The sequence below is a fragment of the Candidatus Nebulibacter yamunensis genome (assembly GCF_024208055.1).
In the GTDB taxonomy this organism is placed as follows: Bacteria; Pseudomonadota; Gammaproteobacteria; order Francisellales; family Francisellaceae; genus Caedibacter; species Caedibacter lacustris.
In genome coordinates this window covers 1-24,612 of sequence record NZ_JAMBMW010000009.1, presented here as the reverse complement: position 1 = coordinate 24,612, position 24,612 = coordinate 1, and the positions used below count along the sequence as shown (strand labels likewise).

The window sequence follows — 24,612 nt, the reverse complement described above, 5'->3', positions numbered from 1 at the left end:
TTGTATGAGTTAACTATCAGACAGCGTATGCGCTTAAGCTTGCCTTCATTAAAAGTTTCACCAAACACTATAGTGTGTTCTACAAACTTTTTTAACCCAACTTTGCATAAGGTCAAATGTGTTATTGGTCAAGAGCGTATGAGAATAAACCCACATGTTGCAAGTTATGAAATACGAGCAGCTATTTTTGAGACTCCGCAACTTGGGAGCTCATCTTATGATAGACCTGGTTTTTTTATTGCCTTTGCAAATAATCCTAAGACACATAACGATGTGGTTGATGGTATTTATCAGAACGTAAAATTTGAGTATGAATAAAATGAGGCAGATTTCTTTGAGGCAATCATTAAGGCGGTTAAATCCTAATTTTTCAAAAAATAACTATTTATTACTTATTGTTATGATGCTTTCATGTGTTGGGATGTTCGCTTTTTTTCCATATGTTGTTGTTGAACTTCCTATTTTTAGCGGAATATCCGTTAATGATATTGGTTTTTAATGCTTATTGGGATGATTGTTGGGAATTTTTCCGCCTACATTCTGGTAAATTTATTGCCAAGCAAGGCGTCAAAAAAAGGATTTTTTCTGACAATTATTCTTTTGGGCGTTGCCATTGTATTTTGTTATCTTAGCTCTTTATTTTTACAGGTAGCATATATTTTAATTCTTCTATGCTTACTGCTTTATCGTTTCAGTCTCGGCATATACTTTACTTATTCCAGAGTATTACAACTTGAGTACTTAGTGAATCAAAGCGATACAACTAAGCTTTTTGCCTATATTAAAATGGTTAATAGTTTAGGTGGAGCCATGGGACCTCTTATTGGTGCGTTAATGCTAAAATTAGCAGGCTTTCAAGGAGTTCTATTTTTTTCCTTGTTATGTTTTTTGATTTCAGCATGCTTGGTGGTAAGAGTTATTTCAACACCTACTACAACCAAAAAAACTGAACGCCAACCAATGCTTTTGTCATTTAGAGTCAATAAAAAGACTTTATTGATTGGCATTGCAAGTTTCTTTCATTTTATCTTTGAAGCACAAATATATACTTATTTTACGCTGATGATTAAGCAAAATTATCACGAATATACAGCTGTTATTTCGAGTATTTTTACTTTGAATTCTATCTTGCTTATTTTTATGACAATCAAGGTTATTAACCTTGTTGCAAGAATTAAAAATTATAGCTTTCAATATACTTTAGGTATCGGAGCCTCTTGTGTCGCATTAGTTTTATTTACTTTTCAAGCTGAATCATTACCTTGGCTTTATTTTTGCATTTTACTCTTTACGCTTGGTGAGATTATCGCGCCACAAGTTTCTGTTATTGCTATCTCGAATGAAAAAGACCCTACAAAACTCAAAGCCAATATGTCTTTCTACAATTTGTGTACTAGCTCGCTTGGCTTGGGTGTGGGTAGTTATTTAGGTGTTTATATCTTTGGGCTTGGAGTGGGCTCAATTGCGATCTTTACATGGTTTTTAATTTTTGTGTTGTCTGCTGTTTTCTTTGCATGGGCAATGCGTTATTACTCACATAACACTTGAAACTAGGAATAAGTTTTGTCATGATGAGCCACAGTTTTAAGTGTTAGTTGATATCTCTAATGACTAAATTAATTGATATCCCAGTTAAAGTGGAAAGCGGTAAGAAATACCAAACTGAGCTGGGCTTTAGTGCAGTAAAAGATGGCATTAAAAATAGTAAGGTCAATCCAGTTCGCATTCAAAAACCAGATTGGTTAAAAGTAGCTAAGCAGGACTCAAGCGAAACCTACCGTAAAGTGAAATCCATTACTAAAACACATCGCTTGTCAACGGTATGTGAAGAAGCAAAATGCCCTAATATTAACGAATGTTGGTCGCACGGTACAGCAACGATTATGTTAATGGGAAGTGTGTGTACGAGAGCGTGTAAGTTTTGTTCAGTGGATACAGGTAATCCCAAAGGGTGGCTGGATCGTGATGAGCCAAAAAATGCAGCAGAAAGTGTTAAGCTTATGGGCTTGGAATATGTGGTGTTAACCTCAGTCGATCGAGATGATTTAGAAGATGGTGGTGCAGGTCATTATGCGCAGGCGATTAATGAAATCAAAGCGCTTAGCCCTACGATTAAGGTCGAAGCGTTAACACCAGATTTCCAGGGGAAACATGAGCATATCAATAAACTGCTTAAGACGGACATGGATGTTTTCGCCCAAAACGTTGAAACAGTTGAACGCTTAACATATGTTGTGCGTGATCCTCGTGCGGGTTATTGGCAAACAATTAACGTCTTGAAATATGTCAAGCAGCAAAATCCAAAGGTATTAACTAAAACGAGTCTAATGTTAGGATTGGGCGAGACAAAAGAAGAAGTGCTTAAAACAATGGATGACTTACGCTTAGCACGAGTCGATATTTTAACGCTAGGTCAATATATGCAGCCGACTAAGCATCACTTGGTGATTGAGCGTTTTGTCACTCCAAAAGAATTTGAGGAATATCGCCAGATTGGTCTTGAAAAAGGATTTTTAGAAGTAGCTTCAGGACCTATGGTGCGTTCAAGTTATCGTGCTGATCGTGTATTTAAGCGTAATAATTTAGACTTATAACGCCGTGAAAAGTAATTGTTAAACTTGCAGATTTTTTTATTGATGGTGCCTTAGTTGAGATTTCTAGTAGCAAGGTTTTATCTTTCCTGTTGTATTATTTTCTGCTTTTCTTTTTCTTGGCTTCCATTTTAAAGGCAATATAGGCACCGATTACCACACAGGTTGAAATAATTGCAATCATAATGGTAGCAAGAGCATTAATTTCAGGTGTAGGACCATTTTTAACCGTTGAATAGATATACATAGGTAAGGTTGGATCGCTGCTACCAGCAACGAATTCAGTGATAACTAAATCATCTATTGAAAGTGTGAATGCCAATAAAAATGAGGCAATTAGGGAAGGAATAATTTGTGGCAGGGTGATTTGAAAAAAGATTCTTGCAGGCTTCGCACCTAAGTCCATTGCTGCTTCTTCAATCGAACGATCAACGCTAGCAATTCGAGCTTGCATGACAATTGTGACATAGGCCGTACAAAAGGTGATATGTGCAATAATAATGGTCATCATGCCACGACCATGTGGCCAACCAATTAAATTTTGTAATGAAGTAAACATTAATAAAAGTGATACTCCTAATACAATATCAGGTAAGACAAGCGGGGTGATCACCATACCATAGAGAAAGCTTTTACTACGGAAATATTCAAAGCGTGTCATTATATAAGCGATTATTGTGCCTAACGTAGTGGCACAAAGTGAGGCAATAAGCGCAATTTGCAAACTGATTAAGGCGGCACTAATGATGTCGCTATCATTAAACAGTGCTTTATACCAATCTAATGTAAATCCGCCCCAAAGGTTGATGATTTGGGAATTACTAAATGAAAACAATATAAGGATAAAAAGTGGGATATATAAGAAGATCAATCCAAGAATGAGCATTACTTTACTGTAAGAAAAGGTACGCATTTATAAACTTCCTGAGGCTTTAGCTTGACGTTGCTGGATTTTTTGCATCCAAATAACAGGTAATACAAGAATGATCAATAAGATAACCGACATTGCAGCTGACATCCCCCAGTTATTTGCAGTAAAGAACTGCTCCCAGATTATACTCCCAATCATAACGCTATTTAACCCACCCATGATCTGAGGTACAACAACTTCTCCAACGGCAGGGATAAAAACCAGTAGACTACCAGCGATTAATCCAGGCATGGATAAGGGTAGTGTTACTTTAAAAAATGTTTTAATTGGGGTGGCACCTAAGTCAGCTGCAGCGTCATTTAGAATTGGATCAAGCTTGATTAATATAGCATAGAGCGGTAAGACCAAAAAGGGTAAGTAGCAATAAACCATGCCTAAATACATTGAAAAATTATTATATAATAATGCCATGCTTGGCAAGCCAAACTCCATTAGAAAAACATTGAGTTTATGGTTACCAAGTAATGTCACCCAAGCATACGTTCGTAATAAAAACGATGTCCAATAGGGAATGATAATCATGATCAAAAATATAAGCTGAGTGTGCTTGCTTTTTATGCGCGAAAGCGCTAAAGCCATTGGATAGCCAATTAAAATACATAGAATAGTTGTTATAAGAGCAATACTTGCTGAGTCATAAAGGGCAATGAATACCAAATTTGAGCTTAGCGTTTGCATGTAGTTAGTTAAATGTAAAATAATATGAAGTGTGTGATCAGTGTATTGTGAAATAGCGCTAAAAGGGGGTGTTCCATCCGCAGGCACAGTAAAGCTTATAGCTAAAACAAATAAAAATGGGATAAGTAAAAACACCATAAACCATAACATAGGAACCAATATGACAAAGCGTTTTTGCCATTTGTGGATCAAGACTGAATCAATTATAAACCTCATGAATATAACACCATGATGTTTTCAGGTTCCCACGTTAAGTATACGGTATCTTCCCAGGTGGGGTGATCTGCATTGCGCTCGACGTTGAAATCTGTTGCTGTAATAAGTTTACCTGTTGCGCTTTCTACATAATAAGTCGATAAGCCTCCCATGTAAGCAATGTCTTTCACCTTGCCAACGATGGTGTTAATTGGTCGTTCTAGATTGTAATCTATTGGTGCAGTCTTAGAAATGGATATTTTTTCAGGACGAAGTCCAATCCATATTTGTTGTCCTTCAACACCTTCGATTTTGCGATCAAGTTTAAATACACTTTTTGTCTCATTAGAATCAATCGTACTAGAGTCATCATTTATTTCAGCAATTATTCCCTCGAAAATAGCACTTTTACCGATAAAACTAGCAACAAAGCGGGTTTTAGGAAACTCATACACTTCTTGTGGAGGACTGACTTGTTCAAGCCAGCCTTCAGACATAATACCAATGCGAGATGCCATTGTCATCGCTTCTTCTTGGTCATGTGTTACCATGATAAAGGTGCTACCAGTTTGTTCTTGAATGTCAACTAACTCAAATTTCATTTGATCACGCAAGTTTTTATCTAAAGCAGACAGGGGTTCATCTAGTAGTATTAGCTTGGGGCGTTTGGCTAAGCAGCGTGCTAAGGCTGCACGTTGTCTCTGACCACCTGATAATTGATGTGGCTTACGTTTTGCTAAATGTTCCATTTTAATAATTTTAAGTGCAGCTGCTGTGCGTGCAAGGATTTCATTTTTTGGTAGTTTATCCTGTTTCAAGCCAAACATGATGTTTTGCTCAATTGTCATATGTGGAAATAAGGCATAGGACTGAAACATCATATTAATTGGGCGTTTATAAGGTGGAACATTTGTCATGTCCACACTATCGATTAAAATTCGACCATCAGTTGGTTGCTCAAATCCTGCTAATAAGCGTAAAAGCGTACTTTTGCCACTACCTGAGCTACCAAGTAAAGCAAAAAACTCTTTTGGATAAATGTTTAAAGAAATGCCATCTACGGCAGTATGTCCATCATCAAAACGCTTAGTGAGATTGCGAATACTAATCAATGGTTTTTTATTGGTTATTCTCTCCATCGAGCATAAATCCCCCATAAGTTAGCGGTGTTGAAAATCAGGCTATAGGATAAAGAGGTTTTGATAAAATAGAAAGGAGATTAATGATCAAATTATTTTAAATTTTTATAGTTGCTTAACCTTATTATTCTTCTTTGATGAATATCAGTAAAACATGACCTACCATAAACCCTTATGAGAAAGTACTTTACGTGATAATTTTTTCGGTATTGTTATCATCTGGCACATTTGTTTTTATAATCAAAAATCAAATCAAAAATGGCGAAAATTGATGTACGCTGCAGGAATTGCAACTCAATAAAGACAGTTAAAGCAGGTAATAACCAATTGAAATCTAGTCCAAGTGGTGCGCAAAGGTACCGTTGCCTAGATTGTGGCGAATACTTTCAACTTGAATATAAAGCACTAGGTCGGCTACCCAAGATAAAAGAAAGAATTATTGAGATGTGTAGCAATGGTAGTGGTATACGAGATACAGTACGTGTTTTAAAAGTTAGCACAAAAACCGTGATTAATACGATAAAAAAAGCCTGTAGATTGTTGAAATGTAACTGAAACTTATTGATGAATATAAGCCCAGTTGTTGTGATGCCACTTATGCTTGAGCTTGATGAGTAATGGTCATATATTGGAAACGAAAAGAACCAACGATAGCTTTAGTTAGAGCTATCTGCCATAAGATAAGTCAAATTATTGCCTATTATTTTGGTAAGCGTACGCATGAAAGCTTTGAATTACTTTTCAAAACGCTACAATGTTTCAAGGTTGAATTATTCTACAGTGATGACTGAAATAGCTATTTCAAATATATTCCCGATGAATATCATGACATACGGAAACGTAATACACAGAAGATTGAGCGTAAGTTTTTGACATTTAGGACCAGAATAAAGCGACTTGCCAGGAAAAGTATCTGCTTTTCAAAAAGCAGAGTTAATGCACAATACCGTTATCGGGCTTTACATTAACCGTATTGAATGGGGACGGAGTATATGAATGACACAGTAAAACACTACCTTGAAAAGTTATTTAAGTTTTGGTTGGTGTAATTCTCTTAATCCGTTATTTCATTTGCAACTTCTATGAGGTAGAATCCCCCAATATGAAGATAGGCAGTATTGTTAAACTATATGAAAAAAACGTTCTATAATATTCCAGCGACACGTTTATTGCCTAGCAAATGGGATTTGTTTTCACTCTTTTTTGTATTGTCTATGATTTTTATTATTGCTTGGGTGTGTAGTAGCTTGGGTGGTAGTGTTGACTATCGTAATATTGATACTTTAGCTAAATATGAGCATGTTTCTATGAATTTGTGGAATTTGCCAAAGTATGCGGCAAATACAACTGTTCGAATGTTTATCGCACTTTTTTGTTCATTCGTTTTTAGCTTTGTAATTGGGGCGTGGGCTGCTAAGAGTAAACGTGCTGAGGGCATTATTATTCCTATTATTGATATTTTACAATCCATTCCTATTTTGGGTTTTTTAGCGATCACGATTACAGGATTTTTAGCTATCTTTCCCTATTCTTTGTGGGGTGCTCAACTTGCTGTTATCTTTGGGTTATTCACTGCTCAAGCTTGGAATATGATGCTAAGTTTCTATCAATCGTTAAAGACAATACCAAAGGAATTAAGAGAAGCTGCTGATATGTATCAGCTATCTGGATGGCAGCGTTTTTGGAAATTGGAAGTACCTTTTTCTATGCCTGGTCTGATATGGAATACGATGATGTCAATGTCAGCCAGTTGGTTTATGATTGTAGCGTCTGAGAGCATCGTTGTTAATTTTTCTCAAACGACTTCTGCTACCATTAATCTTCCAGGAATCGGCACTTTTATTGATCAAGCTAATAATGAACGTGATTTTAGTGCGGTTTTTTTAGCTATTATTGTAATGCTTGTGGTGATCATTTTATATGATCAACTGATTTTTAGACCAATTGTTAAATGGTCAGAAAAGTTTGTTGTTACAGAAATACAGCAAGAAATAGGATCCAATTCATGGTTTTTAAAACTATTGCAACGTTCAACAATTTTGCAAGGCTTTAGCCATTTTATGGCGTTACAAGCAAATCGCATCGTCAATATTTCGTGGTTTAAAAAGGACTTAAATAAGAACTACAATCAGCTTAAGCATCAAAAAGATGATGGGAGTAATTCGCGTCTACAGGCGGCAATTTGGCAGTTGTGTGTCGCTGTTAGCATTGGTCTGTTCATTTATCTTGCATGGCAGTTTATCTATGGCAACAAGGAGGCACCCATTACATTTGCTGAAACTTTAAAAGTATTTGGATATGGGCTATTGACAGGGTTACGTGTATTTATATTAATAATCATTGCTTCAATTATCTGGGTGCCTATTGGTATTTGGATTGGTTTGCGCCCAACTGTCGCTGAGAAAGTGCAGCCTTACGCTCAAATTTTTGCAGCTTTTCCAGTAAATGTGTTATACGGATTGTTTGGCACGGTGGTGATTGCATTTAATCTGAATTTTAATATTTGGTGTATATTGCTGATGGCATTAGGTACTCAATGGTATATTTTGTTTAACGTGATTGCTGGTGCTTCTGCTATTCCACATGAACTTAAAATGGCTGCTAAAAATATGCAATTAAAAGGAACTGTAAAATGGTTTAAGTTCTTGTTTCCTGCTGTTATGCCTTTTTATGTAACAGGTGCAATTACTGCTGCAGGTGGTGCCTGGAATGCAAGTATCGTTTGCGAATATATCAATTGGGGTAAAGATTCAGTGATTATGGCTTCAGGGATTGGTGCTTATATTTCTGAGCAATATAATGCACCAGGCGATCATACGGCAAATATTGCGCTAGGTGTGGTAGTAATGTGTGTTTTGGTAGTGCTTACAAATAAATTGTTCTGGCGCAAACTTTATAATTACGCTGAAAAGCGTTTTAGTATGAATATGTAATTTGGCGTGAGAAAGAAAAAACGACTCTACTTAATAAATAAAGGATAATCATGATTAATAACGATAGTATAGTATCGAAAGCTCACAATGTGAGCTCAAAGGAAATACAGCGTATATTATGTGTTGACAAGGTATCCAAAGCCTTTAAAAAACCTGATAAGCAAGATTTAATGGTACTTGAAGATGTCGATTTTACAATGAAAGAAGGTGAAATAATTGCTCTTCTAGGAAAGTCTGGCTCTGGTAAATCTACTTTGCTAAGAATCATTGCAGGACTGACTGCACCTACTACAGGGGAAGTAATTTATCGCGACAAAAAGGTATCAGGACCTGTTCCTAATGTGTCAATGGTTTTTCAAAGCTTTGCTTTGATGCCGTGGTTGACCGTATTGCAAAATGTAGAGTTAGGTCTAGAAGCACGTAATATCAGTGCCAGTGAGCGTAAAGAAAAAGCATTAAAAGCGATTGATATGATTGGTTTGGATGGTTTTGAAAACGCATATCCCAAAGAGCTATCAGGCGGGATGCGTCAGCGTGTGGGTTTTGCACGTGCGCTTGTATTGCAGCCAGACTTGTTGTTAATGGATGAGCCCTTCTCAGCACTTGATGTGTTAACGGCAGAAAATTTGCGTGAAGATTTATTGGAGTTATGGGAAAAAAATGATGCGATGAAGGGAATCTTATATGTTACTCATAATATTGAAGAGGCAGTGCTCACAGCGGATAGAATCATTATTTTTGGTAGTAATCCTGGCTTTATTCGAGGAGAACTTAAAGTTGACTTACCTCATCCAAGAAACTCTCAAGATGAGGCTGTCACCGATTTAATTGATGAAGTATACCGAATGATGACAACAGCAGAAACAAGAGAGCTAACTGAGCGCATGAATAAGCGTAAAGCACTTAATATTGGTTATCGATTGCCAGATGCTGAAGTTTCTGAGTTAACTGGATTATTGACTGAGATGGATGATTTACAAGCTAAAGGCTCAATCGACTTACCTGATTTGGCAGATCATGTGCGCTTAGATATTGATGATTTGTTTCCAATTATTGAAACTTTATCCGTACTTCATTTAGCTAGTGTATCAGATGGGGATATTACAATGACTACCTTGGGTAAACACTTTATGTCCGCAGATATTGAGGAGCGTAAAGTGATCTTTTCTAAGCTTTTAGTGCAGCATATTCCATTGGCGCGTCATGTGATAAAAGTTTTAAAGGAACGCCCAAATAAAAAAGCGCCAGAATCACGTTTCTTATCTGAGCTTGAAGATTATTTAAGCGATGATGAAGCTGTACGTGTGTTTAATACCTTTATTAATTGGGCGCGTTATGCTGAGATTGTTGAATACGACGCCGCAATAGGTATATTAAGCTTAGATGAAACCAATACCTAATAGGTATAAATGAATATAGAGTAATTAAGATGCTAGTGTGTACTTATTTAAGTGGCTTTTGATACTAAAATTAAACAATAATCACTAACCATATCAATTGTCATACTGGATTATCACTCATGATGTATTTAAGGAATGGGGCACTGAAAAGTGGTCAAATCGTATGTTCAAGTTGAATGCAATGTGAAATTATCGTGCCTTGGATAGAAAATGGAACATTCAAAGCGGTATTAGATATGGGTTTTGACAATTTAGTGACATTTGATCATATAGGTCAATTTTATTTAGAACAATTGTTGGCTTCGTTATAATGTTGGGTAGTAATTTTGACAGAGTATTATAGCATTGATATTAAAAAACTATTTTCAGACGCTGGTTTGCACATGCGTGAAGCACAACTTCAGATGATTGAAGCTGTTAAAATAGCACTGGTTAATGATGAAAAAATTATAATTGAAGCCCCGACGGCAACAGGTAAGAGTTTTGCATATTTATTCGGTGCTCTGCTAGCTAACAAAATGCGATGTGAGCAAGGACATGAAAAACTTACCATTGTTCTATCAACAGCAACCGTGGCATTGCAAGAGCAATTAATGGATAAAGACTTACCGTTTATTCACAAGCTACTACAAGCACATGATTTAGCTTTTAGCTATCAGCTAGCAAAAGGGCGTTCACGTTATTTGTGTCCGCGGAAATTGCATAGCCATAGCTTAATAGAAACTGATTTAATTACCGAAGCAGAAAGTTTAGATAAGCGATTTCAAAAAGATTGGGATGGCGATTTTGATTTATTAGAGGAACCCCTTTCAAAAACACTGATGCAAGAGATATATAATACCAGTAGCTCATGCTCATTTACTCGTTGTGAATATTATCGCGAATGCCCGTTTTTGATAGCACGTCAAGGCTTAAAAAAAGTAGACATAATTGTTACTAACCACAGTTTACTACTATCTCATTTAGATTTAGGAGATGGTTCGATTTTACCTAAATTTGAAAAGAGTATATACATAGTTGATGAATGCCATCATTTACCAGATCGAGCGTTAAAGTCTTTGTCAGGTTTTGCATCATTATTGGGTTCTCACACTTGGATTAACGATGTTGATAAGTTATTAAATGCTTTACCAGCAGAACTTGCGGATAAAACTCGGCGTGAAAATTGGAAGCTTGTATGTACAAACCTCATTCAGCAACTCACCTATATGCAACAACTTATAGATCCACTTTATCGGCAAGCACAAAAAGAAGAAACGGTGTGGCGTATCAAACATTTGGACGATGAAATGCTTAAGCTTGCAACAGAAATTAAAACTTCTGCGAGTTTCTATGTTATACAATGTCAAAAACTTAAAGATGAGCTCGATAATTTTATTGAAAAAAATGAAATATATTCAGTAAGTAGTTTGGAAAAACAATTTACCCAAATGGGTTTTTTATTGGAGCGTGCTCAAAATTTGCAGATGGTATGGTCATTGATGATAAACTCAGCCACTTCCCCACCGATTGCAAAGTGGGTTATTCCACATGATAAAAAAATCAAGCAGGAAGAAATCCAAACGGATATATTGGCAACCAGTTTTCAAGATTATGATATTCATGCTTCACCAATTGAAGCAGCATCATTGCTGAAACAAGCATTCTGGCAACACGTTCAACACGGGGTGGTATTGTGTTCTGCGACTGTACGCTCATTGGGGAAATTTGATCGATTTTTAAATGCTATAGCGCTTAAAAAAGAAGCAAAAACGCTGCTCTTGCCCTCACCATTAAATTATGAAAAATCAAAGATGATTATTCCTAATATGAAAAATGAACCAGTACAGCAAGAAAATCATATTGATGAAACAGCAAAACTACTTAATGAACTCTATTTAAAGGATTTGCATGAAGGTGCTTTGGTATTGTTTACGAGTATCTATGCAATGGAAAAAGTCTATATGCGTCTTAGTGCTCAACTGAAAAAAATTACCTTAGTTCAAGGAGATCGCTCAAAGCAAGCAATGATTGCTATCCATAAAAAACGCATAGATGCTTTTAAACCTTCAGTTATTTTTGGTGTAGATAGTTTTTCAGAAGGAGTTGATTTGCCTGGTGCATATTTAACACGCTTAATTATTCATAAACTGCCATTTTCTGTGCCAACAAATCCGATTGATAAAACGCGCGCTGAGTGGTTAGAATCTATCAATCGCAAGCCATTTATGGATATATCCTTGCCGCAAGCTTCTTTAAAGCTTACTCAAATGGTTGGTCGCTTAGTCCGCACTGAGTCGGATGTTGGTGAAGTGATTATTTTGGATAGGCGCTTAAAAACAAAATTTTATGGTAAAGCATTATTAGATAATTTGCCACCTTTTCAAATTATTTAGAAAAAGGATCGTTTGGGTCAGTCTACTCATCCAAGAGCCATTTTTGTCTATTTCATAAAGCACCTCTTTTATTTAATTAGGATGTTTAATAGTCTAGTTTAGACCGGACAATTCATGTGTTCTTACTTAGGACATTTTATTTATTCTCTACAACTATTAAGACAGTTTGAGGTAGAGTAATAATTAGTTGTGACCTGCTTCACATAACTTGTTGCTGTGGATACACAAGGCTTGCCGCATGCTATCTATATTACATAACTGATCGTAAGGGTGCTATTATCATGGTAACAAATTCAAAAGAGCACTTATCTGAAGTTAAGAATTTATTAGATGGGAGTTATACGGGTGATCCATTCACAACGGCAATAAAAGCAACGCTTGGTGCGAGGGTAGAAATAGCTAAACGAAGTGAACTGCATAAGTTTGCTGTGATCCCAAAGAGTTGGGTGGTTGAACGCTCTTTTGCTTGATTAGAAAAATGTCGGCGTTTATGGAAAAACTGTGAAAGAAAAATTAATGCAAGTTTGCAAATGGTTGTACTCGCTTTCATTAGGCTAATAGCACAGAAACTTTGAACAGGTTGTTAGAAACAAAGACCAAAAGAATGTGCATTAAGAAAGTACAATGCCTTCTGCTTCACTGCAGTGAGTATAGATGTTGGTATTGCAAAATTTGCCAGTTGTGCAACGGTAAATAGCAACTGTATCTATGAACCTAAAAACAGCTTTCGTTATATTGAAAGCAGATTAGAAAAAGAGCAGTGTAAACTCAAACATAAGAATGGGAAAGCGTGAGTAAGTACCAACCTGCTTAATTAGAACATATCCCCTTCCTTTAGAGAGGGAGGGATGTCAATTGAGTGCACTTTATTCGATCTTAATTTATTGACACAAACGTTAAAACTGATTACCCTGGGTGCAAATGATACTAAGTTAGTCCTATTTTGATGTTAAAGGTCAGTAAACTTGCTGATTATGCGGTGATGACTGTGTTGAAAATTGCACAATCCCCACAGGCTTTACATAGCGCAACCGATCTTGTGGCAGTGACGAGGCTTAACCTGCCAACCTTACGTAAGATTCTAAAAATATTAAGCAACAAGGGGATTTTACATGCCAAACGCGGTTCAGAAGGTGGTTATGAGTTAGCAAAAGATATCAAAACGTTATCCGTATTGGATGTGGTAGAAGCGATTGATGGGCAACTTGCTTTTACCGAATGCTGTGAGAAAGGATTTAAGTATTGTGCTGTGACTAATTGTCAAATGAGTAGTTACTGGCATGTGATTAATAAGAAAGTGCGTGAAACATTGAATGTATTTTCGATACAAGAACTCATGAATAGAGAAATCAATAGCAAAGAGATTAAGCATTATGACTGATGACAAGATAAACAAAATAATCAATCAAGAATATAAGCATGGCTTTGTGACAAATATCGAACAAGAAACTTTTCGAGCAGGTCTTGACGAAGGTATTATTAGTCAAATTTCTGCACGTAAAAATGAGCCTGAATTTATGTTGCAATGGCGCTTGCAAGCATATCGTAAGTGGTTAAAAATGAAGGAGCCAACTTGGGCACACGTTAACTATGAACCCATTGATTATCAGTTAATTAGCTATTACTCAGCACCAAAATTCAATAAAGATCAACCCAAAAGCTTGGATGAGGTGGATCCTGAGTTAATCGAAACTTATAACAAGCTAGGAATCCCTTTGCATGAGCAAGAAATGTTAGCAGGTGTTGCAGTGGATGCTGTTTTCGATTCGGTATCTGTTGTCACAACATTTAAAGAAAAGCTTGCTGAAGCAGGAGTGATATTTTGCCCTATTTCAGAAGCGCTAAAGAAGTATCCAGAAGTGGTGCAAAAATACATCGGTAGCGTTGTGCCACAAACTGATAATTATTTTGCTGCTTTAAATTCAGCTGTATTTAGTGATGGTTCCTTTGTTTATATTCCCAAAGGTGTACGCTGTCCGATGGAACTATCAACATATTTTAGAATCAATGCTTCTAATACGGGGCAATTTGAGCGTACGCTCATTATTGCGGATGAAGGCAGCTATGTCAGTTATTTAGAAGGCTGTACAGCACCTATGCGTGATGAGAATCAACTACATGCAGCAGTTGTTGAACTCATTGCACTTAAAGATGCAGAGATTAAATATTCTACAGTACAAAATTGGTATCCTGGTGATAAAGAAGGTAAGGGAGGCATTTACAATTTTGTAACAAAACGTGGTCTATGCAAAGGGGAGAATGCAAAAATTTCATGGACACAAGTCGAAACTGGTTCATCAATCACTTGGAAATACCCATCGGTTATTTTAAGAGGTGATAATAGTATCGGTGAGTTTTACTCAGTTGCGTTAACGCGTCATGCTCAGCAAGCCGATACGGGAACAAAAATGATTCATATGGGTAAAAATACCAAAAGCACGATTATCTCAAAAGGTATCTCAGCAGGATGCGCACAAAATACATATCGCGGGTTGGTGCGTACCTTGCCTGTTGCTGAAAATGCGCGAAATTTTTCACAATGTGATTCTCTTTTAATTGGTCATCAGTGTAGTGCGCATACTTATCCTTACATTGAAAATAAAAGCGAAACAGCACAAATCGAGCATGAAGCAACGACTTCAAAAATCTCAGATGAACAGTTGTTTTACTGTCAACAGCGCGGCATAAGTAACGAAGATGCGGTGGCGATGATCGTTAATGGTTTTTGTAAAGATGTGTTTAAGAAGTTACCACTGGAATTTGCGGTAGAAGCACAAAAATTAATGGCAGTTAGTCTAGAAGGGGCGATTGGCTAGTAGTGCTAATATGCTAATAGTACTTGAAGTACTAAAGAGTTAAAAGAATAAGGTAGAACTGGTAAAAAAGATGTTGTTAGAAATTAAAAACTTACATACAAAAGTTGAAGGTAAAGCTATTTTAAAAGGTATTGACCTTAGGATCAATCCAGGTGAAGTACATGCGATTATGGGACCAAATGGTGCTGGTAAAAGTACGCTAGGTAATATACTAGCAGGAAAACCTGGTTATAAAGTAACAGAGGGAGAAGTGCTATTAGAGGGTAAGAACCTTTTGGAACTTGACGCATCTGAGCGTGCGCATGCAGGTGTATTTTTAAGTTTCCAGTATCCTGTTGAAATCCCAGGGGTAAGTAATACGCAATTTTTAAAGACAGCGGTTAATAGTATGCGTAAGGCACAAAACCAGTCTGAGCTTGATGCAATGAGTTTTATGAAAAAGCTGCGTGCAAATATGGAAATTCTAGAAATGGATCAAAAGTATATGAAACGTGGTGTTAATGATGGGTTTTCAGGTGGTGAAAAAAAGCGTAATGAGATGTTACAAATGATGATGTTAGAGCCAAAAATTTGTATTCTTGATGAGACGGATTCAGGACTTGACATTGACGCTTTGCAGGTTGTATCAAAGGGTGCTAACCATATGCGTGATCAAAAGCGAGGATTTATTGTCATCACTCATTACCAGCGCTTATTAAACTATATAGCTCCAGATTTTGTTCATGTGCTCGCAGATGGCAAGATTGTAAAATCAGGCAATCGTTCGTTGGCATTAGAGCTTGAAGATAAAGGCTATGCTTGGATTAGTGAACAAGGAGTTTAAAAATGTTAGTTTTAGAGAAGGCTTTAGAAGAGTTACCGTTTGTAGATAAAAATACAATTGCAAAGCGACAAAGTGCTTGGCAAGCTTTTAATGCGGCAGGTTTCCCAAGTAAAAAAAGTGAAGCGTGGCGCTATACCGATTTAAATGCCTTATATCAAAAATACAACATTAAAACCATCAAGTTAAGTCATAATAAAAATACAGCTGAGTTTATGTCTTTGCTTAACCTGTACCCAGGTACTTATTATAATATTGTTTTTATTGATGGCACTTTAATTTACTTTGATCAAGTTGAAGGGCTTGTTATTGAAAATATACTTACAAAAGAAAGTAAGTTGAACCTAGATGCAGAAGATGCTATAAATGCAATAGATTTACTTAATATGTCGTCAACGATTGCAGGTGTTTACATTGAAGTTAAACAAGACATTAAATTAATTAAACCTATCCTTATTACTTATGCTCATAGTGATGGCAGTGAGGGGATGTTGTTAAACTATCATAATCACATCAAAGTGGGTAAATCGGCACAATGCTTTATTCGTGAACATTACATTACATTTAGTCATGTTTTAACTGCAATCAACGTTAAAACACAGCTTGACCTTGCAGAAGACGCGCATTATACATATGACGTATTGGCAAACATAACCATGCAAAGACTTTTGATCACAAATAGTATTTTTGTGAAGCTATATAAAAATTCTTACTATGAAACCTTTCAATTGTCATCACAATCGGCACTCAATCGTGTTGACTTTAATGTTGATTTGCTAGAAGAAGGCGCTGTTTTTAATGCAAAAGGTATTTATACTTTAGCGCAATCTGCACGAGCGGACTATCACTTTTATGTTAATCACCTGGCATCAAATACTCAAAGTGATGTATCATTTCGAGGTGTTGTTGGAGGTAAGGCATCCGCAACCTTTAATGCGAAGGCTTACGTGAATAAAGGATTGCATGGCATTAAAGCTTTTCAAAATAACCGTAATATTCAACTAAGCAATAGTGCTGAAATAAATACCAAACCCGAACTTGAAATTTATTCGGATGATGTTATTTGTTCACATGGTGCAACGATTGGTTATTTAGATAATCAAGCGTTATTTTATTTAAAATCTCGTGGGATTCCAAACAATGACGCAATGACGCTTCTAATAGAGGGGTTTGCTAAAGAGCTAATTACCCTTTTAGATCGAGATGAAGCTACACTGCAAGATTATATTGATAATTTTGATGGTCATATCAAAAATTTGTTGTAGAAGTTTATCTTTTAAGAACTACTTGCAAAATTCAGTATTGATTGAATTTTAGCTTAATCAAAACCTTTAATTTATATTAAGCTTATGCAGCCTTTAAATTTATTTTATTACCTTGCAGTATAGATTATGAGAAGGGAGGGAGAAAGTATACTGCAAGGCAATTTGCTTGGTCTCAAGGGTTTATATCATAGGTCATACTGAAAGAGAAGGGAGAGAGAAGTACTGCCCTATAATCGAATGCCCTTGAGTGAAGTCAGTATCACAAGCAAAAATTAAAATAAGCTTAAGGTAACCATAAATGTTGATAAAATTTTATAAAAAATGAATTTTCTTTTTTGATGTGATATCACATTCATCTATCTGTAAAGCTAGACAAGTTAAGTTTCGTTGTTTTTGTTTAGTATTATTTACGTTGTGATTGAGTCGTAAATTAGATATTAGATTTTGTTATATAAAATTTTTGTTTTAGTCATCTAATATTTTGATTGACCATAAAAAAAATTGGTTCTAATATTCGCACTTTCTGTCACTCTAACTTAAGGCATGATCAACTATGACGGAAGTAAAAACATTAAGAAAAGACCTTAAACTGCGCCACCTTGAACTTATTTCTTTAGGAGGAATTATTGGATCGGCCTTTTTCCTTGGAACAGGTTATATTGTTGCTCAAGCTGGACCTGCCGTTTTAATTTCGTACGCTTTGGGTGGATTAATCGTTTTTCTTGTGATGTTATGTTTGTGTGAACTAACGGTTGCAATGCCAAGTTCCAGTTCATTTATTCAATACGCCAGTGACTACATTTCACCAACTTGGGCATGTGGGACAGGTTGGTCGTATTGGTTAAACTGGATTGCATATATTCCAGCAGAATGCACGGCTGCAGGAATCATAATGCACTATATTATTCCAAGTGTGCCAGCGTTTAGTTGGGCTATGTTATTTGGGTTTGTCATTACCATTATCAATTTGTCCAAAGTACGCATATTTGGTGAGATGGAGTTTTGGCTAGCAATTGTAAAAATTGCTGCAATTATCATGTTTTGTATATTAGCCTTGTTTATATTTTTTGGTTTATATAAAAGTGGTGGCAAAATGCCAACGATTGGCACTGAGTATTTGCTTGGAGATGGTGGTTTCTTCCCTAAAGGAAAGCTTGTTTTAATTAGTTTGATGGTCATGTTATTGGTTAATTTTCAAGGCTCGGAAATCGTTTGTTTGGCAGCAGCTGAATCTAAAGATACCGATGTTGCGATTCCACGCGCTTCACGCAATATTGCTATTCGCATCGTGCTATTATATTTAGTACCAGTTTTTCTGTTAGTACTTATTTTTCCCTGGAGTAAAATGGACAGTGACACTTCTGTTTTTATATTAGTTTTGCAACAATATGGCTTTCATTGGATAGCAGGCATATTTACATTTGTTGTACTAACGGCGGCATTTTCTTGTGCTAATAGTGGCATGTATGCAACTGTAAGGGCTTTATATGGACTTTCTCAACAAAAAATGGCACCAAAAATTTTCTCGCGCTTGAATCGCCATCAAGTTCCGATGATAGCTGCAATTTTTACTTTGGTTTGTATTTGGATCTTTCTAATATTGTCATACTTTTTTTCGTCAACAACTGCATTTTCATATTTGTTAAGTATCTCTGGGTTCACTGGTGCAATTTGTTGGATTTCAATTTGTTGGGCGCAGTATAACTTTAGAAAGCATTGTAAACGGAATAACATCGAATTAAAGGGAAAGTTTAAAACACCTTTTTATCCTGTGGTTCCACTTTTGGGGATTTGGCTACAAATTGCTTGTTTAGTGTTGTTGTTATGGAATGAAGAGTTGCGTCCTGCGTTTTACTTTGGTGCTCCTGCTGTTTTTTTGCCGATGATTATTTATTGGGGTTATAAAAAATATGCTAAAAGGTCAAGTGTTTAGGTGTTTTATAGATCATAAAATCTTGATGTTTATTTGCTAATTATTTTTTTTATTTCTTTTTAATAAAATTTTTATTTACAGCAGCTTATGTTGTTGTTAATTTATGTAAGATTTTTAAGAGCTTTGTCTCTAGTTGTGGTACAACTAGATGACAAGGTGAGTTTAAGGGGCGCTTTGAGTGTGAATGTGGTATTAAAATGCGTTATTATACACCATTGGTGCATATTGACGTGTTTGCTTTGCCACAGTATGTCGTAGAGGTATTACGCTAGCTAAACGTGATGCAATTCCATTAACAATTTTCATAGAAGGAGGATTTCTATGGAAAACCATTTATTTTCGTTAAAGGCATTTCAAACTTTTGAACCCTATTTTAGCTATGATCAGAATAATCAGCTATGCGTTCATTATGGACAGAATTTTGAGCAATTTATGCCTCTTGTTGACATTGTTAATAATGCACTTGAGCAAGGTGCCAAAAAGCCTTGTGTGCTTACTTTTAGACATATTACAGAAGATAGAATGCTTAAGCTCTATCAAAGTTTTAATAAAGTGATGAGAAATTATCGTTATCAAGGACATTATCAATTAGCCTACCCAATTAAAGTCAATCCAAATGCTAATGTTATGCAAACATTAAAGAATTGTGCACATAAGCACGATTTACCGTTTAGTTTTGAAGTCGGTAGTAAATCTGAGCTTTTGAGTGTTTTGGCGATCAGTTCAAAACAAAATAGTATTATTTGTAATGGATTTAAGGACCTTGAGTTTTATCGGTTGGGGAATTTGGCAGCAAAACTTGGATTTAAAGTGGTGATGGTGCTTGAGCATGTTAGCGAAGTAACTTTGGTCAAAGCTTTAGCTCAAGAAGATCATGTTTACGTTGATTTAGGGTTTAGAACTAAACCTTTTATTGATGATTTACATAGTATAAAGTTTGGTTTGAGTCTTGTAGACATATTAAGTGCAAAAAATGAAATTAAGGCACTAAATCTTGCGCATAAGGTCGTACTTTTACACGGTCATATTGGTTCACAACTTAAGAATCTAAAACAAGTAGAAAAACATATCAATATGATGGTTTGCTTATATGCAGAATTGCTTAAAGAGTGTGTTAACTTAAACTTAATCGACTTAGGTGGTGGTTTGGGTATTGATTATTTAAATACTCAAAAACCACACTTTGAATTTGACTATTATGCGCAGACAGTTGTTAGAACATTTAGCTATTATGTTGATTTATTCGACTTACCTCATCCAAACCTGATTACAGAATCTGGGCGTGCAATGACAGCGATGTCTAGTGTGTTAATTGTGTCCCCACTTTATCAAACCTTGTGTTTTGATTCTGTTGCACAAACAAGTTATGATAAAGCGACACAAGATCAATGGTTAAGAGGTGACATTGATTTAAACACTCTTCTAGGGAGTAGTAACTTAAGTTATATCGATCAGACAAATCAATACAAGTTATGGTTAAATTTTTCGTTATTCCAATCGCTACCAGATCACTGGGGAATTAATCAGCATTTTCCTTTGCTACCCGTAAGACATTATTCAGCAACGGAAACTATAGATTGTCAGATATTTGATATTTCTTGTGATGCAGATGGTGTCATCAAGGGCAAAGATGGCATGGATTATATTTCCTTACCTATGACTGAAATTGGGGATCTTGCCTTTATGTTTGTTGGTAGTTATCAAGACATGTTAAGTAGTAAGCATAACATCATTGGCAAGACTAGTAGGGTCGAGATAAACTTTAATATGTATGATGAATGTGTAATATCGGTTGAAGCGGCAGAAGACTATCATGCTTTATTATGTCAATATGGGCATAATCCTCTATCTCTCTTATCTAAATTTCAGCGGCTTAGCCAATACAATGCACAAACTGAGCTTACCACTAATGATTTAACATTATTGGATAATATGTTAAATGGGTTTCCTTATTTACAATTCACTACATATGAGGAGTCTGTGAATGCAAAAATATTTGCCAGCTGAGTGGCAAAAACATAGTGCAACATGGATGATTTGGCCTATTCGTTATCAAATTTGGCCAAATTTTGAAAAGGCTTGCCAAGTATATGCAAATGTTGCTAATAAAGTCAGTGAATATGAGACAGTAAAGGTGATTGTGGCACCAGAACAAATGAAGCTTGCACGTCAATATTTGTCTCAACATATTCATTTAATTCAATATCAGGCTGATGATTCTTGGGCTCGCGATAGTGCACCAATTTTTATGAATAATAATGGTAGCTTATTGGCTTTGAACTGGCGATTTAACGCTTGGGGTGAGAAATTCTTACCCTATGATCAAGATCAAAAACTAAAGCTTATGCTTGCACAAATTGAATCTTGGGATACGCTTGAAATTGATATGGTGTTAGAAGGAGGGGCTATTCATAGCAATGGTCAGGGAACGTTGTTAACTACTGCAGAATGCTTGCTTAACTCTAATCGCAATAAAAACCTCTCTAAAAAAGAAATTGAACAAAACTTATCAACGTATTTAAACGTTTCTCGTCAACTATGGTTACCGTTTGGAATAGACGGGGATGTAGATACTGATGGCCATGTCGATAATGTGGCATGTTTTAGTAATGAAAAAACAATTTGTATTCAAGCTTGTTATGATCAATTAGATGAAAACTATGTGCGCCATAATCACAATATGAGTTATTTACAACAGATCGCACCAGATCTTGATGTAGTTGAAATTCCTCAGCCTCAAAAACGGAGTTTTCAAGGTGAGCGCTTAGCATTATCTTATTTAAATTTTTATATTTGTAATGGTGCCTTGATTATGCCAAAGTTTGATCAGGAAAAAGAAGATCAAAATGCAAAGACCATCCTTCAAGAACAGTTTCCAACTTATGATATTCATCAAATTAATGTACAGGATTTAGTTGTAGGAGGCGGTGGTATTCATTGCATTACCATGCAACAGCCAAAGTGTTAAAAATCTCTATAAGCTTCTGTGGCATCAAAACCTTGACTTAAATTGCATAAAATAGAAATGAATAAGAGTTTAATAAAAGAAAAAGGAAAATAAAATGACTGTTAAAGTAGCGGTTATTCAATCAAAATTCAGTAATGACGTTGATAGTAATATCATACACTTAAATCAAAGAGTTGTTGAGGCAGCAGTAAGAGGTGCACAAATTATTTTGATGCCTGAATTGCCGTCATATTGGTATTTTTGTAAACGCCAAGATCCAGCGTATTTTGCTATGGCGGAAACTTTAGAGGAGTGTAAACTTATTGGTTTAATGCGAAAAATTGCTAAGGAATATCAAGTAGTATTGCCAACAAGCTTCTTTGAAAAAGTTGGAAACACATGTTTTAACTCTGTGGCGATGATTGATGCAGATGGAAGTATTTTAGGTATATATCGTAAATCTCATATTCCTGATGGTGCAGGTTATCAAGAGAAATATTATTTCTCACCAGGAAAATCAGGTTTTAAAGTATGGCAGACGAGATATGCTAAAGTAGGCTGCGCAATTTGTTGGGATCAATGGTTTCCAGAAGCAGCAAGGATTATGGCGCTTAAAGGTGCGGATTTGCTTTTATATCCAACTGCAATTGGTAGTGAGCCACATTTACCAGACTATGATTCAAAAGATCACTGGCAGCGAACAATGCAAGGACACGCAGCAGCAAACATGGTTCCTGTTCTTGCTGCAAATCGCTATGGGGAAGAAAGTGATAGTAGCATCCAGACAACTTTTTATGGCAGTTCATTTATTACAGATGGCTTTGGACAGAAAATAGCAGAATCACCGCGCCAAGGTGACGATATTCTCTATGCGAGCTTCAATTTGAAAAAGCTTCAAGAAAACCGCTTTGCATGGGGTCTATTCCGTGATAGGAGACCTGAGCTATATCATGATATTACGGCGGAAGCATAAGGATATATGCCAATAAAATCGGCTCACTGTTATACGTTGCCTAAGTTTCAGCTTCTGAGATTACTAGTCCGCCAACGATAGCAAAAATCTTTTGTTTGAATACTTCTCTAGCGCTAACAGCAACATCCCAATGATTCCTAACACAGTTGATCCACTTATTAGCCAAAAAGGCAGCATCGTAAAACCATATTTATCTAAAATAACTACGGACAATGCGGGTATTGGGGCACTGAAAATAGAATAACTAATATTGTACGATAGCCCAATGCTACGACATCTAAAACCAATGTGAGTCATTTCGGCAATAATGACAGTATATGTTGATGCCATCATACCAAATAAAGCAAAGATAAGCATCAAGGTAAACGCGCTAATAAAACCATTAATTAGGTTACTATAAAATAAATGACCAAGTATAGATGTTGCTATAGTTAGACAGCAGAAAAAGAGTTTCTTATTTACATAGTCGCTGATAATTCCTCCAAGAAAACAGCTGAAAATCATAACGCAAGAGCCATAAAAAATAAGATCTGATACAAGTTTTTTATCGATAGTTAAATAAGTTTCTGCGTAGCTAGGCAGAAACAAAAATAATTGCGTTGTAAGCATTGCTGCAGGAGCAACCAAGAGTATTCCGATAACGATATTTTTAGTGTGTTTTATCTTATTATTTTTAATTGCATATTCCTTCTTGAATGCTAGAAATTCAGGAGTTTCATACAAGCCTTTTCTTAAGAAATAAATCAAAATAGAGAGTGCTGCACCAAATAGAAACGCGATTCTCCAACCATACTCATATAAGGGATTTGACACTGGAATATAACTAATGACCATAAAAACAAATGTACTTAGCATAATTCCTAAACCAAGACATGAGAAAATAACGCTAATAGCCATTCCTTTTTTCTTAGGGAAGTGTTCAATGCTATATGATATTGCAGTTGGGATTTCTCCGCCTATGGCTAGTCCTTGTATTATTCTGAGTAGAGCGAAAATGATAGCTGTAGATATACCAATAATTTCAGTGCTGGGTAAAATTGCCATTAAAAGGGTTGATAAAGCTAGGGTTAGCATAGTAAAAAAGAAACTCGTTTTCCTGCCGTATTTATCACCTATAAAGCCAAAAATCAATCCTCCAATAGGTCGAATAAAATAACCAAGAGCAAGTATTAGAAAAGCATATATAATACCTAAAGCAACTGACTCTTCAGGGAAAAATGACTTTGCAATTACAGGTGCAAAATATGCAAATATTGCAAAATCATAATATTCAATTCCTGCACCACAGCCAGAAATAGCAAGAGTTTTTAATTGATTAAGTTTCATTGTTGTAGCCTCCCCTAATTTCTTAGTTAAAATATAAGGTTTTATGCATCTTATAACAACTTAATTTTTGCATGGCAATTGAATGCTATAACGTCCAATTTTATTTGAGATTCCTAACTCTTTATTTTGTTTTTGACTGAATCTGTTATTAAAGGCATCACTTAATCAACACAGGCTTAAATACTTTAGCGTTGCCATCGTTTTCGACTTTACGAAACGGTAAGGTAAACGAAAAGCTTGGTCCTTCAAATAATGAATCATTCAATTCTTCACCGTCACAGAGCAACTCA

At 35.9% G+C, this 24,612-nt stretch carries 19 protein-coding genes and 2 pseudogenes; 17 read left to right on the top strand and 4 right to left on the bottom strand.

Going from position 1 to position 24,612, the window contains the following annotated elements:
• From M1V25_RS05290 to lipA, 3 genes are all read left to right on the top strand, one after another.
• Positions 1-318: a hypothetical protein gene (locus tag M1V25_RS05290; RefSeq protein ID WP_498842645.1), complete on the top strand. Its 318-nt coding sequence runs from the start codon at positions 1-3 to the stop codon at positions 316-318.
• A 180-nt stretch (positions 319-498) separates the two neighbouring features.
• Positions 499-1,548 (top strand): MFS transporter, encoded by a 1,050-nt coding sequence (locus tag M1V25_RS05285; protein ID WP_498842644.1) that lies wholly within the window; start codon positions 499-501, stop codon positions 1,546-1,548.
• Between the two features lie 59 nt (positions 1,549-1,607).
• On the top strand, positions 1,608-2,594 hold the full coding sequence (gene lipA / locus M1V25_RS05280) for a lipoyl synthase (protein ID WP_498842643.1): 987 nt from the start codon (positions 1,608-1,610) through the stop codon (positions 2,592-2,594).
• 94 nt (positions 2,595-2,688) lie between these two features.
• Here lipA and M1V25_RS05275 read toward each other — a convergent pair whose 3' ends face one another.
• Genes M1V25_RS05275 through M1V25_RS05265 form a run of 3 tightly spaced genes read right to left on the bottom strand, consistent with a single transcriptional unit; the run spans position 2,689 to position 5,534 of the window.
• Positions 2,689-3,504, bottom strand: a complete 816-nt coding sequence (locus M1V25_RS05275; RefSeq protein WP_116964454.1) for an ABC transporter permease — start codon at positions 3,502-3,504, stop codon at positions 2,689-2,691.
• Positions 3,505-4,389, bottom strand: coding sequence for an ABC transporter permease (locus M1V25_RS05270; RefSeq protein ID WP_420810633.1), 885 nt, complete (start codon positions 4,387-4,389; stop codon positions 3,505-3,507).
• A 23-nt stretch (positions 4,390-4,412) separates the two neighbouring features.
• Positions 4,413-5,534: an ABC transporter ATP-binding protein gene (locus tag M1V25_RS05265; RefSeq protein ID WP_498842642.1), complete on the bottom strand. Its 1,122-nt coding sequence runs from the start codon at positions 5,532-5,534 to the stop codon at positions 4,413-4,415.
• A 258-nt stretch (positions 5,535-5,792) separates the two neighbouring features.
• Between M1V25_RS05265 and M1V25_RS05260 the strand changes: the two genes are divergently transcribed.
• The 14 genes and pseudogenes from M1V25_RS05260 to aguB all read left to right on the top strand — a co-directional run bounded on the left by M1V25_RS05260 (position 5,793) and on the right by aguB (position 22,996).
• A complete protein-coding gene (locus tag M1V25_RS05260) occupies positions 5,793-6,089 on the top strand; it encodes an IS1-like element transposase (protein ID WP_498842641.1) in 297 nt (98 codons plus the stop codon).
• A gap of 251 nt (positions 6,090-6,340) precedes the next feature.
• Positions 6,341-6,502 (top strand): annotated as a pseudogene (locus M1V25_RS05255) (IS1 family transposase); the annotation flags it as partial.
• Positions 6,503-6,664: 162 nt separating this feature from the next.
• The gene (locus M1V25_RS05250) at positions 6,665-8,467 is read left to right on the top strand and encodes an ABC transporter permease (protein WP_116964634.1); all 1,803 of its coding nucleotides are present in this window, start codon (positions 6,665-6,667) and stop codon (positions 8,465-8,467) included.
• A gap of 50 nt (positions 8,468-8,517) precedes the next feature.
• Positions 8,518-9,867, top strand: coding sequence for an ABC transporter ATP-binding protein (locus M1V25_RS05245; protein WP_116964635.1), 1,350 nt, complete (start codon positions 8,518-8,520; stop codon positions 9,865-9,867).
• Positions 9,868-10,193: 326 nt separating this feature from the next.
• Entirely contained in the window at positions 10,194-12,242 is a 2,049-nt protein-coding gene (gene dinG, locus M1V25_RS05240) for an ATP-dependent DNA helicase DinG (protein ID WP_498842640.1), read from the top strand.
• A 210-nt stretch (positions 12,243-12,452) separates the two neighbouring features.
• Positions 12,453-12,817, top strand: a pseudogene (locus M1V25_RS05235) (transposase); the annotation flags it as partial.
• A 371-nt stretch (positions 12,818-13,188) separates the two neighbouring features.
• On the top strand, positions 13,189-13,623 hold the full coding sequence (locus tag M1V25_RS05230) for an SUF system Fe-S cluster assembly regulator (RefSeq protein WP_498842639.1): 435 nt from the start codon (positions 13,189-13,191) through the stop codon (positions 13,621-13,623).
• A complete protein-coding gene (gene sufB / locus M1V25_RS05225; protein WP_498842638.1) occupies positions 13,616-15,058 on the top strand; it encodes a Fe-S cluster assembly protein SufB in 1,443 nt (480 codons plus the stop codon). The genes M1V25_RS05230 and sufB overlap by 8 nt, the downstream gene beginning before the upstream one ends.
• Positions 15,059-15,128: 70 nt before the next feature.
• The gene (gene sufC / locus M1V25_RS05220; RefSeq protein WP_498842637.1) at positions 15,129-15,881 is read left to right on the top strand and encodes a Fe-S cluster assembly ATPase SufC; all 753 of its coding nucleotides are present in this window, start codon (positions 15,129-15,131) and stop codon (positions 15,879-15,881) included.
• 2 nt (positions 15,882-15,883) lie between these two features.
• Entirely contained in the window at positions 15,884-17,143 is a 1,260-nt protein-coding gene (locus M1V25_RS05215; RefSeq protein WP_498842636.1) for a SufB/SufD family protein, read from the top strand.
• Between the two features lie 553 nt (positions 17,144-17,696).
• Complete coding sequence (locus M1V25_RS05210; RefSeq protein ID WP_498842635.1) at positions 17,697-19,076, top strand: amino acid permease; 1,380 nt, start codon at positions 17,697-17,699, stop codon at positions 19,074-19,076.
• Positions 19,077-19,397: 321 nt separating this feature from the next.
• On the top strand, positions 19,398-21,083 hold the full coding sequence (locus tag M1V25_RS05205) for a type III PLP-dependent enzyme domain-containing protein (protein ID WP_498842634.1): 1,686 nt from the start codon (positions 19,398-19,400) through the stop codon (positions 21,081-21,083).
• Positions 21,061-22,044 (top strand): agmatine deiminase family protein, encoded by a 984-nt coding sequence (locus M1V25_RS05200; RefSeq protein WP_498842633.1) that lies wholly within the window; start codon positions 21,061-21,063, stop codon positions 22,042-22,044. The genes M1V25_RS05205 and M1V25_RS05200 overlap by 23 nt, the downstream gene beginning before the upstream one ends.
• A gap of 94 nt (positions 22,045-22,138) precedes the next feature.
• Complete coding sequence (gene aguB / locus M1V25_RS05195; RefSeq protein ID WP_116964646.1) at positions 22,139-22,996, top strand: N-carbamoylputrescine amidase; 858 nt, start codon at positions 22,139-22,141, stop codon at positions 22,994-22,996.
• Positions 22,997-23,059: 63 nt separating this feature from the next.
• Here the strand turns inward: aguB and M1V25_RS05190 are convergent, their stop codons facing one another.
• Complete coding sequence (locus M1V25_RS05190) at positions 23,060-24,322, bottom strand: MFS transporter (RefSeq protein ID WP_498842632.1); 1,263 nt, start codon at positions 24,320-24,322, stop codon at positions 23,060-23,062.
• Positions 24,323-24,612 lie beyond the last annotated feature (290 nt).

What these genes read in the sequence shown, in the direction of transcription:
- M1V25_RS05285 (WP_498842644.1), top strand. Translation starts at nt 499, where the DNA reads ATGCTTATTGGGATGATTGTTGGGAATTTTTCCGCCTACATTCTGGTA.
- lipA (WP_498842643.1), top strand. Translation starts at nt 1,608, where the DNA reads ATGACTAAATTAATTGATATCCCAGTTAAAGTGGAAAGCGGTAAGAAA.
- M1V25_RS05275 (WP_116964454.1), bottom strand. Translation starts at nt 3,504, where the DNA reads ATGCGTACCTTTTCTTACAGTAAAGTAATGCTCATTCTTGGATTGATC.
- M1V25_RS05265 (WP_498842642.1), bottom strand. Translation starts at nt 5,534, where the DNA reads ATGGAGAGAATAACCAATAAAAAACCATTGATTAGTATTCGCAATCTC.
- M1V25_RS05260 (WP_498842641.1), top strand. Translation starts at nt 5,793, where the DNA reads ATGGCGAAAATTGATGTACGCTGCAGGAATTGCAACTCAATAAAGACA.
- M1V25_RS05250 (WP_116964634.1), top strand. Translation starts at nt 6,665, where the DNA reads ATGAAAAAAACGTTCTATAATATTCCAGCGACACGTTTATTGCCTAGC.
- M1V25_RS05245 (WP_116964635.1), top strand. Translation starts at nt 8,518, where the DNA reads ATGATTAATAACGATAGTATAGTATCGAAAGCTCACAATGTGAGCTCA.
- M1V25_RS05230 (WP_498842639.1), top strand. Translation starts at nt 13,189, where the DNA reads ATGTTAAAGGTCAGTAAACTTGCTGATTATGCGGTGATGACTGTGTTG.
- sufB (WP_498842638.1), top strand. Translation starts at nt 13,616, where the DNA reads ATGACTGATGACAAGATAAACAAAATAATCAATCAAGAATATAAGCAT.
- sufC (WP_498842637.1), top strand. Translation starts at nt 15,129, where the DNA reads ATGTTGTTAGAAATTAAAAACTTACATACAAAAGTTGAAGGTAAAGCT.
- M1V25_RS05215 (WP_498842636.1), top strand. Translation starts at nt 15,884, where the DNA reads ATGTTAGTTTTAGAGAAGGCTTTAGAAGAGTTACCGTTTGTAGATAAA.
- M1V25_RS05210 (WP_498842635.1), top strand. Translation starts at nt 17,697, where the DNA reads ATGACGGAAGTAAAAACATTAAGAAAAGACCTTAAACTGCGCCACCTT.
- M1V25_RS05205 (WP_498842634.1), top strand. Translation starts at nt 19,398, where the DNA reads ATGGAAAACCATTTATTTTCGTTAAAGGCATTTCAAACTTTTGAACCC.
- M1V25_RS05200 (WP_498842633.1), top strand. Translation starts at nt 21,061, where the DNA reads ATGCAAAAATATTTGCCAGCTGAGTGGCAAAAACATAGTGCAACATGG.
- aguB (WP_116964646.1), top strand. Translation starts at nt 22,139, where the DNA reads ATGACTGTTAAAGTAGCGGTTATTCAATCAAAATTCAGTAATGACGTT.
- M1V25_RS05190 (WP_498842632.1), bottom strand. Translation starts at nt 24,322, where the DNA reads ATGAAACTTAATCAATTAAAAACTCTTGCTATTTCTGGCTGTGGTGCA.